The organism is Synechococcus sp. R55.4 (genome assembly GCF_047461935.1).
Taxonomy (GTDB): Bacteria; Cyanobacteriota; Cyanobacteriia; order Thermostichales; family Thermostichaceae; genus Thermostichus.
In genome coordinates this window covers 1-13,313 of sequence record NZ_JANSIF010000072.1, presented here as the reverse complement: position 1 = coordinate 13,313, position 13,313 = coordinate 1, and the positions used below count along the sequence as shown (strand labels likewise).

Annotated in this window: 10 protein-coding genes; 7 read left to right on the top strand and 3 right to left on the bottom strand. The window is 57.8% G+C overall.

Annotation, left to right across the window (positions count from 1 at the left end; all coding sequences use genetic code 11):
- Positions 1 to 51: 51 nt before the first annotated feature.
- A complete protein-coding gene (locus tag NW842_RS13255) occupies positions 52 to 201 on the bottom strand; it encodes a hypothetical protein (RefSeq protein ID WP_414375456.1) in 150 nt (49 codons plus the stop codon).
- A gap of 100 nt (positions 202 to 301) precedes the next feature.
- Here NW842_RS13255 and NW842_RS13250 point away from each other — a divergent pair, with 100 nt between their 5' ends.
- The 4 genes from NW842_RS13250 to NW842_RS13235 all read left to right on the top strand — a co-directional run bounded on the left by NW842_RS13250 (position 302) and on the right by NW842_RS13235 (position 4,606).
- Positions 302 to 1,486, top strand: coding sequence for a 5-(carboxyamino)imidazole ribonucleotide synthase (locus NW842_RS13250; protein ID WP_414418222.1), 1,185 nt, complete (start codon positions 302 to 304; stop codon positions 1,484 to 1,486).
- Positions 1,483 to 1,932 carry a hypothetical protein gene (locus NW842_RS13245; protein ID WP_414418221.1) on the top strand — a complete coding sequence of 150 codons (450 nt, stop codon included), beginning with the start codon at positions 1,483 to 1,485 and terminating at the stop codon, positions 1,930 to 1,932. The genes NW842_RS13250 and NW842_RS13245 overlap by 4 nt, the downstream gene beginning before the upstream one ends.
- 6 nt (positions 1,933 to 1,938) lie before the next feature.
- Positions 1,939 to 2,472, top strand: coding sequence for a ribosomal protein S18-alanine N-acetyltransferase (gene rimI, locus NW842_RS13240; protein WP_414418220.1), 534 nt, complete (start codon positions 1,939 to 1,941; stop codon positions 2,470 to 2,472).
- Positions 2,473 to 3,019: 547 nt separating this feature from the next.
- Positions 3,020 to 4,606, top strand: a complete 1,587-nt coding sequence (locus tag NW842_RS13235; protein WP_414418219.1) for a mechanosensitive ion channel — start codon at positions 3,020 to 3,022, stop codon at positions 4,604 to 4,606.
- Between the two features lie 87 nt (positions 4,607 to 4,693).
- Here the strand turns inward: NW842_RS13235 and cydB are convergent, their stop codons facing one another.
- On the bottom strand, positions 4,694 to 5,743 hold the full coding sequence (cydB, locus tag NW842_RS13230; protein WP_011432837.1) for a cytochrome d ubiquinol oxidase subunit II: 1,050 nt from the start codon (positions 5,741 to 5,743) through the stop codon (positions 4,694 to 4,696).
- 193 nt (positions 5,744 to 5,936) lie between these two features.
- On the bottom strand, positions 5,937 to 7,370 hold the full coding sequence (locus NW842_RS13225) for a cytochrome ubiquinol oxidase subunit I (RefSeq protein WP_414418218.1): 1,434 nt from the start codon (positions 7,368 to 7,370) through the stop codon (positions 5,937 to 5,939).
- Positions 7,371 to 7,860: 490 nt separating this feature from the next.
- Between NW842_RS13225 and mfd the strand changes: the two genes are divergently transcribed.
- From mfd to NW842_RS13210, 3 genes are all read left to right on the top strand, one after another.
- Positions 7,861 to 11,337 carry a transcription-repair coupling factor gene (gene mfd / locus NW842_RS13220; RefSeq protein WP_414418217.1) on the top strand — a complete coding sequence of 1,159 codons (3,477 nt, stop codon included), beginning with the start codon at positions 7,861 to 7,863 and terminating at the stop codon, positions 11,335 to 11,337.
- A 109-nt stretch (positions 11,338 to 11,446) separates the two neighbouring features.
- Entirely contained in the window at positions 11,447 to 12,394 is a 948-nt protein-coding gene (locus NW842_RS13215) for an ABC transporter ATP-binding protein (protein WP_414418216.1), read from the top strand.
- Positions 12,391 to 13,173: an ABC transporter permease gene (locus NW842_RS13210; protein ID WP_414418215.1), complete on the top strand. Its 783-nt coding sequence runs from the start codon at positions 12,391 to 12,393 to the stop codon at positions 13,171 to 13,173. The genes NW842_RS13215 and NW842_RS13210 overlap by 4 nt, the downstream gene beginning before the upstream one ends.
- The last annotated feature ends 140 nt before the right edge of the window (positions 13,174 to 13,313 follow it).

Here is a 13,313-nt window from a genome sequence, read left to right as displayed (position 1 = left end):
AGTAATCCGTACTGAACATATTATACATTATTTTCAGTATAGTTGAGCTTATTATTGACTAGAGTCATGCTCTTCTGGGGAAATTTCTTGATCGGCCATGACGGCATTGAGGATCTGCTGTTGTTCAGCGCGAGTTAAGACCTTATCTGCCAAAGCCCGGTTAATCAAAGCTCTGGGCTCAGACGGTTGAGAGGGTTCCACCGTTTTTCTCCTAGCGCTGGAGGGCAAGGGGTTCCATAATGGGGTTCTGGATCCAAGAAGCAATGGACAGCGGCCCACCACCCAGTATAACGGTACGGCTGTGGAAACCCAGGTATCCTCAAAAGACCAGAGATCCCAACCTGTGGGGGTGATTGGCGGCGGGCAGTTGGCGCAGATGTTGGCCTTGGCAGCTCGCCAGATGGGGATCCCGCTGGTGGTGCAGGCTGCTGCTCCCACCGATCCGGCGGTGGCAGTGGCCGATGGGGTGGTTTGGGGATCCACAGCCGACAGCCAGGCCACGGCCCAGTTGTTGGAGCGCTGCCCGGTGGTTACTTTTGAAAACGAGTTTATCCCTCTGCCGGAGCTGAAAAAACTGGATCCGGAGGGATCCCGCTTTCGTCCCAGCCTCAGCACGCTAGAGCCGCTGCTGGACAAGTTGCACCAACGGCAGTTCCTGGCGCGGTTGGGGTTGCCGGTGCCGACTTTTTTTCCGCTGGAGGCGGTGTTGGATTCGGCAGACCTGGCTGGACTGGGCTTTCCGGTGGTGCTCAAGCGACGGCGGCAGGGCTACGATGGGCAGGGCACCCGCATCTTGCACGAGCGAGCGGCTTTGCAGCAGGCCCTTAGCCAATCTGAGGGGATCCCGCTATTGCTGGAGGAATGGATCCCGTTCGAGCGGGAGCTTGCGGTGATGGTGGCGCGGGGGCTGAAGGGAGAGATCCGGGTTTATCCGGTGGTGGAAACTGTGCAGATTGAGCAAATCTGCCGCCATGTCCTGGTGCCTGCCCGCATCCCCCCAACCACCGAGGCCGAGATCCGGCGCTTGGCAGCCGATCTGATGGAAAAATTGGGTGCAGTTGGCGTGTTTGGCATCGAGCTGTTCTGGGTGCCGCCGCCCCACCCCAAGGCCGGGATCTGGATCAACGAAATCTCGCCGCGGGTCCACAATTCCGGCCACTACACCCTGGAAGCCTGCCACACCTCACAATTCGAGCAACACCTGCGGGCCATCCTCGGCCTGCCTTTGGGGGATCCCTCCCTCAAGTGTGGGGGGGCAGTGATGGTGAACCTCTTGGGCTATGAGCATTCCACTGGCGATTACGCAGAAAAGCGGCAGTGCCTGGCCCAGCTCCCCAATGCCACGGTGCATTGGTACCACAAAACCCCTGCCCGCCCAGGGCGGAAACTGGGCCATGTGACCGTCTGTCTGCCGACCGCTTCTTCCCTACAGCAAGCAGAGACCATTGTTCGCACCCTCGAATCCCTCTGGTACCCCCAGCCATGAGCCAAGTGTCGGATCCCTCATTTTCTCCAGCCACACAAGCCCTGATCCAGGCGATGCAACGGCGGGATGTGCCCGCGGTAGCTCAGCAGGTGAACGGCTTGTCCCCTCAAGAGCGCCCTGCTGTGTTGACCCCTGCCCTCCAATACCTGGCCGAGGTGGATCCCGCCAGCGCCCAGTGGTTTGTTCGCCACCTCATGGCCCCTGCGGTCAAAGCGCAACTGCGAGAAGGGATCCTCAAAGCCGCCCAAGACTACCTACAGGAAGCCGGCTTCACCGAAGGGATCGACTACGAACTCAAGCCTGTTCGCGAAAGCGGTGCGGAGCACCATCCCCAATCGGGGGGCAAAATCTTGAGCATCAGCCGCAGAGCCTTGCCCTACGCGGCTCCCGATGACGATCCCTTGGGGCAGTTGTTGTTGGCGGAATTCTGCGAATTGCGAGACTAGGCCACCATGAGCGGTACGAGTTATCGGCTGCAGCTGTTGGACATCACTGCCCTGCCCCAACTGCTGGAGCTGGATCGGCGGTGTTACGGAGGATACTGGGGAGAACAGGGATATCGAGCGGAGCTGGAACGACCCACAAGCACGGTGATTGGGGTAGTGGCGGAACCCGCTGCCGTTGGCGCCCCGTGTGGCTCGGGCCGAGCCGAGTTTCCCCTTCCCTCTCCAGGCCCCACTTCGCCGACGCAGACGACAAAAGAGCTGGTGGGCTTCGGCATTCTCTGGCGCATTGAAGAAGAAGCGCATATCATCTCCTTGGCGGTGGATCCCGAGCACCGGCAACAGGGCTTGGGCCGGCGGATTCTGGAAGAACTGCTGAACCAAGCGAGAGCAGCAGGCTGCCGCTGGGCCACTCTGGAGGTAAAGGCTTCCAATCAAGCGGCAATCCGCCTGTACGAATCGGCAGGGTTTCAACGGCTGGGACGTCGCAAGGGGTATTACAACGGAGAAGATGCGCTGGTGTATTGGAAGAAACCGATTTAGAAAAGCGTCAATTGTAAATTGAAGAACTGCAAACGTATTTCGGGATACACCTTAGGCCAGACAGTGAGCAAGCCAATAGGCTAAGCATATCAAGGCTACAGGGGATCCAACCCATTGACCGAGTGTCGATTGCCCGTTTGATTCTTTATATAGGTCATCAAAATGCTCTCATTCTGTGGATGCAAACTGCCCGCTACAGTTCCTCCCAGCAACACTGACTCTAGCCAATGCAGCTGCATCCATCGCACAACAGAGATCCTGACTTAATCTACAAAGCTCCTGCTCGGTGGGGAAAAGCTATAATCTGCGGTATCAACAACTTGAATTCGATCCTTGCCGTTCGATGGCCCATCGGAGCTTTGACTGATGGCTGGAGCCCTTGGGTTAATAGAATGTGAAGTTTTATTTCGAGATCCGATATTTCTGCCTCAATATATATTTTTCATATCATATTCCCCCTTTGGCCAACTTGCCTGAAAAAACACTTCAGGTTAACCTACACTTGTTATCTGTCCATCCTGAGCATTTTCAAGCTGTGAGGATCATTATGGACACCTCTGGAAACACCATTGGAGATGAGGCCATCTCTTTTGTCGTCAGTCTTTGGTCTAGGCTTATCGATTTTATGCCCAATCTCCTTGCGGCGATTGCCATCTTAATTCTGGGTTGGATAGTGGCCACGGCAGTAGCCTTCGGCGTTAGAGGACTGCTCAAAAGGACGCAACTGGACAATCGCTTGGCTGCTTGGGTTTTGGGCCAAAAGCCCGGCGAGAAGCTGCCCCAAACGGAGCGCTGGGTGGCCGCTGCCGTCTACTGGGTGATTCTTGCTTTTGTGTTGGTGGCGGTACTGAATGCCCTGCAGCTTCAAGCTGTCTCCGATCCGCTCAACAGGTTTTTGGGGGAAATCTTCGTTTATCTGCCACGGGTGGGTGGGGCGCTGGTGCTGCTGGCTGTGGGCTGGGTGGTGGCCACTGTTGCTCGGCTGGCGGTCATCCAGGGGCTGCGGCGTTTCAACCTCGATGAGCAGTTGGCCCGGCCTCTGCAACAGGAAAGCACTGCCGGTGAGGCAGGTGCAGAAGGAACCCCAACCGGCCAAGAGGGAGGTACAGAGGTCACCCCTTTCCTGCTGAATGAAACTTTGGGCAATGCCCTTTACTGGCTGATTCTGCTGTTCTTTTTGCCGATCATCCTGGATACCCTGAACCTGCAGGGGCCGCTGCAGCCGGTGCAAAACCTGCTGGATCAGTTGCTGTCGATGGTGCCGCGGATTTTGGGAGCGCTGATCATCGGTGCAGTGGGCTGGTTTTTGGCCCGCATCGTGCGTGGGATCGTCTCCAATTTGTTGGTGGCAGCAGGGGCAAATCGGTTGGGGGCACGCTTTGGCGTTCCCCAGTTGGCCCAGATCGTCGGGACGGTGGTGTATGTCTTGGTGTTGATCCCGGCGGTGATTGCGGCGCTGAATGCCTTGGAAATTCGGGCCATCTCCGATCCGGCGGTGGCGATGCTGGAGCAGGTGTTGCGGGCCATTCCCTTGATCGCGGGATCCGCTTTGATCCTGGCCGTCTTTTACTTGCTGGGGCAATTTTTGGCCAGCTTGGTAACCCAGTTGCTGCAGGCGGTGGGTTTTGACCGTCTGGTCGCGGGGCTGGGCTTGCCCCTGGCCGCTGCTCCTGAGCCTGAAGGGGATCCCGCTGCCAAACGTCGCACTCCCTCCGAGATCGCCGGCTTGGTGGTCTGGGTAGGCGTGGTCTTGTTTGGGGCGGTGCCGGCAGTGGAGTTGCTGCAGTTTGCCGCCCTAACCGACATTGTGCAGGGGCTGTTGCTGATTTCCGGTCGGGTGCTCATCGGCGCCCTGGTGTTTGGGATCGGTCTTTATTTGGCCAATTTGGCCCACTCTATGATCAAGAGCTTGGGTAGCCCTTCCTCAGGGGTACTGGCCCAGGCGGCGCGGGTGGCTATCTTGGTTTTTGTTGGCGCCATGGCCCTGCAGCAGATGGGCGTGGCCACCGACATTGTGGTGTTGGCTTTTGGTCTGGTTCTGGGGGCGATTGCCGTGGCGGTGGCGTTGGCTTTTGGGTTGGGAGGTCGCGATGTAGCTGCCGAGCAGATCCGGCAATGGCTCAAGAGAGAGTGAGAGCTTTTCTCTGTAGACGTTCGATTGCACCTAAAAAATTGCCCCGCCCATCACCGGGCGGGGTTATTGCTGCATCCTCAGGCCAGCTTAAACTGCCTCTGGAACTTTGGCCTCTTCCGCCGCCACTTCCTGCACCACGATCTTGCCCCGGAACACCACGTAGTTGTAGATGTTGTAGGACAAGATAACCGGGATCAGAAAGCCAATAAAGGTGAGCATAAACACCAGGGAGCTGGGGGAGGCCGCCGCTTCGTAGATGGTGACGCTGGGGGGGATGATGTTGGGGAAGACCATGAACCCCAAGCCGATAAAAGAAAGCGCAAAGATCAAAAAAGTGTAAACCAAAACGCTATTTTCTTCCCGCCGGCGCAGGCTGCGCAGCAACAACGCCACCAACAAAAGTCCCAGAACTGGGATGGCAGCAAAGATGTAGAAAAGAGGGGGCGAGAAAAGCTGAGCACGCGCCTGCTCGGACATGATAGGAGTGCTGATGGTGATAAACACTGCCCCCAGTAAAGTTGTCCAGGTGGCGATGGTTGCCGTCTTGTAGTAGGTTTCCTGAAGCTCGCCGGTGGTCTTAACGATTAGGTAGGCTGAGCCGATTAACACATAGCCCTGGATCAAAGTAAGAGCCACCAACAGCGTGCGCCAGGTCAGCCAATCCCAGGGGCTGCCGGCAAAGTGGCCGGCTTCGTCCACGCGGATCCCTTCGAAGACGCTGCCCAAGGCAAATCCCTGGCCCAAGGCTGCCAAAAAGCTGCCCACTCCAAAGGCCAGGTTCCACACCAACTTGTTGTCGGCGTTTTCCCGAAACTCGAAGGAAACGGCCCGCAAGATCAGGCCCACCACCATGATCACCAAGGGTATGTAGAGGGCATTGAGAATGGTGGCGTAGGCGAGAGGAAAAGATCCAAATAGGGATCCCCCCATCAACACCAGCCACGTCTCGTTGGCATCCCAAACATTGCCCAAGCTGGTCATGAGAATGCTGCGCCGCGTCTCGCTGGAGGCCGTCAGGGAGAGGATACCAACTCCCAGATCAAACCCGTCCAGCAGAACGTAGAGAAATAGGAATAGGCCCAGGATAAAAAACCAAACCTGGGGCAGAAACCGCTGTAAAGGCTCAAAAGATTCCATCGCTGTTCCCTCTGCTTTGAGTATTTCTGACCAGTGCGAGACAGTTCCCGATGGCGATCCCCAGTCCCTCTCCCTCTAGGGAAGGGAAGTTGGGAGTTGACGTAGCGAAGGGTTTCACTGCTGTGGGGAATGGGCCTGCTACGTTGCCCTGTTGCTACTTGGAGTCACCAGTTAGATGGCTACCAAACTGCTGCTACCGAGCTTCTGCAGGACGGCGATCTGGCTCGTGGCGGGCAGGCTCGACCACGATCACCGGCTGCGTTGCCGGGACAGGGGCGGGCAACTCCAGGTTTGGCCCTTCGCGGATGATGCGGCTGCCAAAGTAGAGAGCGGCAACGAAGAACACAGTGTACAACGCGGTCAGGCCAACCAGAGAAAACAGCACTTCTCCTGCCGGCAGGGGCGAAACCGATTCCACCGTGCGCAGTTGTCCATACACAATCCAGGGCTGCCGACCCACACAGCGGACGATCCAACCGGTTTCAACGGCGATGTATCCCAGGGGTGCTGCGAAGATCCAAGCTCTCATCAGCCACTTTTGCTGAGAAAGGGCCTCCACTGAGAGCTTGCCCCTCAGCCATTGCACAAGGGTAACTCCGACAAGCCCGGCTAGAAGGAGGCCAATGGCCACCATTGTCCTAAAGGAGTAGTAGATGAGGCCAACCATGTGGGGACGATTTTGGGGATCCCAGCTTTTGAGCCCTTGAATGGGTCGATCCAGCCTGGGTTTGAACTCCAGCAGATAGCCCAGCGCGCCAGGGATCTTCACCTCCCACTCGTTGCGCTCTTCACGGTCGTTGGGCAAGGCCAACAGGCTCCAGTCCGCCCGCTCACCGGCGGGGATCGTCTCCCACTGGGCCTCCATAGCTGCCAGTTTGGCCGGCTGATAGCGATAGACTTGCTCCGCGCTCAGATGGCCGACGAACACCTGCAAAGGGGCGACCACCAGGGTCATTGCCAAGACCACTTTGAGGGAGCGGGAGAAGAACTCGCTGTGCCGCCGCTTGAGAATGTACCAGGCACTGATGCCACCGATAACAAACAAAGAGGTTTCCAAGGTGGCAAAAAACATGTGCAGAAAGCTGTTGACCATGAAGGGGTTGACAATAGCTTGCAGGTAGTCCCGCACCACAAATTTCCCATCGACGAACACGCCACCTGCCGGCGTCTGCAGCCAAGAGTTGGCCGTCAGGATCCAAAAGGTGGATAAGTTGGCGCCAAAGGCCACCAGGATCGTCGAGATCCAGTGAATCACCGGCGGGACGCGCTCCCAGCCGAACAGCATGATCCCCAGAAAGCTGGCCTCCAGCATGAAGGCCATTGTGCCTTCAAACCCCAGGATGGTTCCAAAAAAGTCCCCCACTGCTTCGGAAAAAGGTGCCCAGTTCATGCCAAACTGAAAAGCCATCGGCAAGCCTGAGGCCACGCCAATACCGAAGTTCAACACATAGAGTTTTGACCAGAAACGGGCGTGGCGGTAGTAATCTAAGTTGCGGGTTTTCAGCCAAAGCCCCTCAATCACAACAAGATAAATGGCCATTCCTGTTGTTAAGACCGGCCACAACATGTGAAAAATAGCCGTGAGGGCAAATTGTAGCCGAGAAAGCGCGACGGTGTCTAGAAACATAATTTGTACCAAGTTTAGGTGGATTGATTCATGCAGCTTTTTCCGACAACATCTGCTGCAATTGATACAGCTACATCTCTTGTATGAAAAACATCTTGCTGACTGGCAGACATCAGATGAGGCCGGGAAAGCCGCGCTTTGTGGTTCCTTCTAACATCGAATCTTGGCTAAGACAATCGACAAGCCGTCCGACTCTAAAGGTTAATTTTAGGATTCTGTGAGATATAGACCTTTTTTTGTAATTTGGACTACAAAGCAAAAAGCCCTCCGTGAACCTAGCGGCCAAAAACTGGCAGGCCATTGACATAGGGTTCTGGTTTTCTTCGTCTTTAAACAACAAAACTGTTGTCCCAATAGATCGAGGAGCAATTCCCAGCAAGGGAGGACTTCCGGTTTACAGAGCCGGCAGACGGCTGCTGATTGTCCCCGGAGCCTGCCAGAATTGGGATCCCTGCTTGTTGGGATCGCAGTTTGCAGTGTGGGGTGGAAGATGTCGTTTATTCCGCTGGTGCGCTTTCTAGGCCAGTCCGGCTTGATTCAAGAGCTGGCCGCCTGCTTGAGATCGCAGCGACGGGCAAATCTGCAGGGGGCAGGGCGGATTGCCAAGGGGTTGATCGCCTCGGCTTTGGCCCAGCAGGAGGGAAGATCCCTGCTGGTGGTCACTGCCACGCTGGAAGAAGCGGGCCGGTGGACAGCGCAATTGGAGGGCATGGGCTGGGAGAGTGTGCAGCTCTACCCTACTTCAGAGGCTTCCCCCTACGAACCTTTTGACCTGGAACCGGAGCTGGTGTGGGGCCAGTTTCAGGTGCTGGCCGATTGCCTCCAGGGGAAGAAGGGCATGGCCATTGTGGCGACAGAGCGGGCCCTCCAACCCCACCTCCCTCCCCCAGAGGTGTTGCGGGCCTTTTGTCTCCAGCTGGAACCCGGCTTGGAGATGTCGCCGCAGCAGTTGGGGCAGCAGTTGACCCGTCTGGGCTACCAGCGGGTGAGTCTGGTGGAAAGCGAGGGGCAGTGGAGCCAAAGGGGCGACATTCTCGACGTTTTCCCAGTGGCCTGCGAGTGGCCGGTGCGCCTAGAGTGGTTTGGCAACGAGCTGGAGCGGCTGCGGGAGTTTGACCCGGTGAGCCAGCGCTCCCAAGATGGGATCCCCCACGTTTGGCTTACTCCCACCGGCTATGGGCCTATCCTCTGGCCCGCTCTGCAGGAAAAGGCGGATTGGCTCTCCCCAACCCTGCGGCAGCAGTTGGAGCAGTCGCCGACTCCTCCGGAAGGCTTGCGCCGTTTTCTCGGCCTACTCTACGATCCGCCAGCCAACCTGCTGAGCTATCTGGATCCCGAGGCTTTGATCCTGATCGACGAGCCGGAGCAGTGCCAAGCCCACAGCCGGCAGTGGCTAAGCCACGCCCAGGAGCAGTGGCAGCTGGCCCGGGCCAGCGAGCCAGCTCTGGTGCCTTTCCACCGCCCCTTTGATCTCAAGGCTCCCGACTGGGATCCCTTCCCCTGCCTGTTGGCCCGCACCTTTGCCCCTGCTGGCGAAGCCGAAGCTGCCCTTGACCTAAAAAGCCGGCCTGTGCCTACTGCTCCCCACCAGTTTGGATCCCTGGCCAAAACCCTGCGCGAGTACCGCAAGCAGCAGTTGCAGGTGTGGATCCTCTCTGCCCAGCCCTCCCGCACTGTAGCTCTGCTGCAGGAACACGACTGCCCCGCCCAGTACGTGCCCAATCCCAAAGACTTCCCGGCCATCGAGCGCCAGCTGCAGTCCTACACCCCAGTGGCCCTCAAGTATTCCGGCCTGGCCGAGCTGGAGGGGGTTCTCCTGCCCACCTTGGGGTGGGTGGTGCTCACCGACCGCGAGTTTTTCGGCCAGCACAGCCTGGCCACCCCTACTTATGTGCGCAAGCGCCGCCAGGCCAGCTCTCGCCAGGTGGATCCCAACCTGCTCAAGCCAGGGGATTTTGTCGTTCACAAGGCGCATGGCATTGGCCAGTTTCTGCGCTTAGAAAGCCTCACCATTGGGGGCGAAACCCGCGAGTACCTGGTTATTCAATACAGCGATGGCCTGTTGCGGGTGGCTGCCGACCAGGTCAACTCCCTTTCCCGCTACCGCGCCAGCGGGGATGGACCACCTGCCCTGCACAAGATGTCCGGCAGCACCTGGGAAAAGACCAAACAGAAGGTGAAAAAGAGCCTGCGAAAAGTGGCCTTTGACCTGCTGCAGCTCTATGCCAAACGCGCCGAACAGGAGGGCTATGCCTTCCCGCCCGATTCTCCTTGGCAACAGGAGCTGGAAGATTCTTTCCCCTATCCCCTGACGCCGGATCAACTCCGAGCTGTCCAGGAGATCAAGCGGGATATGGAATCTCCACGCCCTATGGATCGGCTGCTGTGTGGGGACGTGGGCTTTGGCAAAACAGAGGTGGCAATCCGTGCCATTTTCAAAGCCGTAACCGCCGGCAAGCAAGTAGCTCTCCTGGCGCCAACCACCATTCTTACCCAGCAGCACTACCACACCCTCAAAGAGCGCTTTGCTCCCTATCCTATTCAAGTGGGCTTGCTCAACCGCTTCCGCACCTCGGAGGAGAAAAAAGAAATCCTATCCCGTCTCAAGAGTGGCGAACTGGATGTTGTGGTGGGCACCCACCAGCTTTTGGGCAAGGATGTGCAATTTCGGGATTTAGGCCTTTTGGTTATTGACGAAGAGCAGCGCTTTGGCGTCAACCAAAAAGAGAAAATCAAACTTCTCAAAACCCAGGTGGATGTACTCACCCTCACCGCCACCCCTATTCCCCGCACTCTGTATATGGCCTTGTCGGGTTTGCGGGAAATGAGCTTGATCCAAACTCCGCCTCCTTCCCGCCGGCCTATCAAAACTCACCTTTCTCCCTACAACCCCGAAGTCATCCGCACGGCTATCCGCCAAGAGTTGGATCGCGGCGGTCAAGTCTTCTATGTCGTCAACCGCATTGAAGGCATCGAAGAAACCAGTGCCAAATTGCGGGAGTGGGTGCCCGGTGCTCGCATTGCCATTGCCCACGGGCAGATGCCGGAAGGGGAGCTAGAGGCAACGATGCTGGCTTTTAACAATGGGGAAATCGATATCCTGGTCTGCACGACGATTATCGAATCCGGTTTGGATATTCCCCGCGTCAACACCATTTTGATTGAAAATGCTCAGGAGTTTGGATTGGCTCAGCTATACCAGCTGCGGGGGCGGGTGGGCCGGGCTGGGATCCAAGCCCATGCTTGGCTGTTTTACCGAGAAGACGGGATCCTCAGCGAGGAGGCCCGCAAACGCCTACAGGCCATTCAGGAATTTACCCAACTGGGATCCGGCTATCAGTTGGCAATGCGGGATATGGAAATTCGTGGCATTGGCAACCTGCTGGGAACGGAACAATCCGGGCAAGTCAATGCGGTGGGCTTCGATCTTTACCTGGAAATGCTGCAAGAAGCCATTCGAGAAATTCGCGGCCAGGAGATCCCACAGGTGGAGGACACACAAATTGACCTCAATGTAACCGCTATGATCCCGCAAAGCTATATTCCCGACGAAGATCAAAAGATGCAGGCTTATCGACAACTGGCCGCTGCCGGCTCTCGGGTCGAGCTGTTGCAAATTGCCCAAGAATGGCAAGACCGCTTTGGCCCCCTGCCCAAGCCCACTCAGGAGCTGCTGCGGGTAATGGAGCTGAAGGTGCTGGCCCGAGCCCTGGGCTTTTCCCGCATCAAACCGGCCAAAGAGCATGTGCTTTTGGAAACCCCCATGGAGGAGCCGGCTTGGAATCGCCTGAAAGAGGCTCTGCCCACTCACCTGCAGCCTCGCTTTGTCTACCAACCGGGCAAGGTGACGGTGCGAGGGCTGGGGATGGTACCGGCGGCGCAGCAACTGGAGAACCTTTTGCAGTGGCTAGACAAAATGAGTTTGGCCCTGAGCCGGATGGAGGCTGGGATCCCAATGACCCCCTAGATCTTGCCGGATCCCTCTCGAGGCGGGCCCATGCTCTGGTGTGAGAGAGTGGAATGGCCGGCCCTCCTCTCTTCAGCGCTCCTTTTTGCATCGGCTTCGCGTTTGCATCGTGTTCGCGTCATGTAAAGTTCTAGAAGCCCACCACCTGCAGAAGACCTACCGGCAGGGGAGCAAGGAGGTGCGGGCGGTGGTGGATGTATCCCTGACGCTGGCGGCAGGGGAGATCCTGGCTTTTCTGGGACCCAACGGGGCCGGCAAGACCACCACCATCAAGCTCATTGCCGGGCTGATCCAACCCGACGCGGGCACAGTGCGCATTCTTGGACGGGATCCCCATACCGATCCGGGGGCCCTGGCCCAGGTGGGGGCAGTGCTGGAAGGCAATCGCAACCTCTACTGGCGGATGACCCCCCTACAGAACCTGGAGTACTTCGGTGTGCTGCGGGGGCTATCCCCCAGAACCGCTCGGCAACGGGGGCTAGAGCTGCTGGAGACCTTTGGCCTGTGGGAAAAGCGGGATGTTGCCGTGCAAACCCTTTCGCGGGGCATGCAGCAGAAGGTGGCCATTGCCGTCGCCCTCCTGCATCAACCGGCCCTGTTGCTGCTGGATGAGCCCACCCTGGGGTTGGATGTGGAATCGGCGCAAGCGGTGAAATCCCTGATCCGCCAAATTGCCGCTTCGGGTCGAGCCATCTTGCTCACCACCCATCAACTGGATATTGCGGAAGCGCTCTCGGATCAGGTAGCCGTTATTCGACAAGGGGTGATCATCGCCCAAGCCCCCACGGGAGAGTTGATCCGGCACTTTGCCGGCGCCGTCGGTACTTACCGGATCGAGCTGGAACAGGGGCTGGATCCCTGGAGGTTTGAACAACTGGCCCGCCAAGGGGTGGAGATTCTCGGATCCCATCGGGTGCGGTTCAGCGGCCCGCCAGAGATGCTCTATCAGGTGCTGGAGATCTTGAAGCCTTTGCCCTTGCTCAGCCTCAAACGAGAGGAAGCCGATCTCACCCATATTTTCCTCGAGTTGTTGAAAAGGGGAGAGGGGCAAGGATGATGCCGGTGATACACCTGTTTTGGGCTGAACTGAAGCGGGCCTGGATCCAGTACATTCGCTATCCGGCGGAGGCCCTGGGCGGGATCCTGATCACCACGTTCTTCTTCTATGCCCTCTTTGCCGGCGCCCAATATGTGGCAGGGCCTGCCTCCCAATTTGGCGAACGGTTGGATGCGGTGGTGATCGGCTATGTGCTCTGGACGCTGGTCATTTTTGTGGTGAACGACATCGCCCTCAACCTGCAGGTGGAAGCCCAGACAGGCACCTTGGAGCAGGTGTTGCTCTCGCCATTTTCGGCAGCTACTCTCTTCTTGGCACGGGCTTGTGCCAGCTTGGTGTTGCGCTTTTCCATTGTCGTCGTCATTCTGGGCGTCATCTTATTGCTGACGGGCAGCCGGTTGCGGTTTCCCCCTGCTCTGGTGTTGCCTTTGGTGAGCGTGGTGCTGGGGGCCTACGGTTTTTCGTTTTTGCTGGGATCCGCCGCTCTGATTTGGAAGCGAATTCAGCAGCTTTTAATTATCAGCCAATTCGGCCTGCTTTTCCTGTTGGCTGCTCCCACGGAAGAATGGCCGGGATCCCTGAAGGGGCTGGGGCAGATGCTACCCATGACAGCGGGGGCGGGGCTGTTACGCGACGTAATGGTGCGCGAGGTAGGGCTGGATCCCCTGCGCTTGGCCATGGCTCTAGCCAGCGGCATTTTCTACTTCGGCCTGGGTCTGCTGGCCTTTCGCTGGGCAATGCGGCTAGCCAAACGTCAAGGGATCCTGGGATCCCAGTAGAGGTCTGCAGGAGGGCATCTAGAGCGAACGTTGGTCGGGGGAGCGGTGCAGCAGGTGAGGGAAGTGGTATTCTACCGCTCCAGTGACCGGGTTGTTTTCGGGGAAAGCCATGCTCCGCCGGCTCAGCTCTTGCAGCGCCT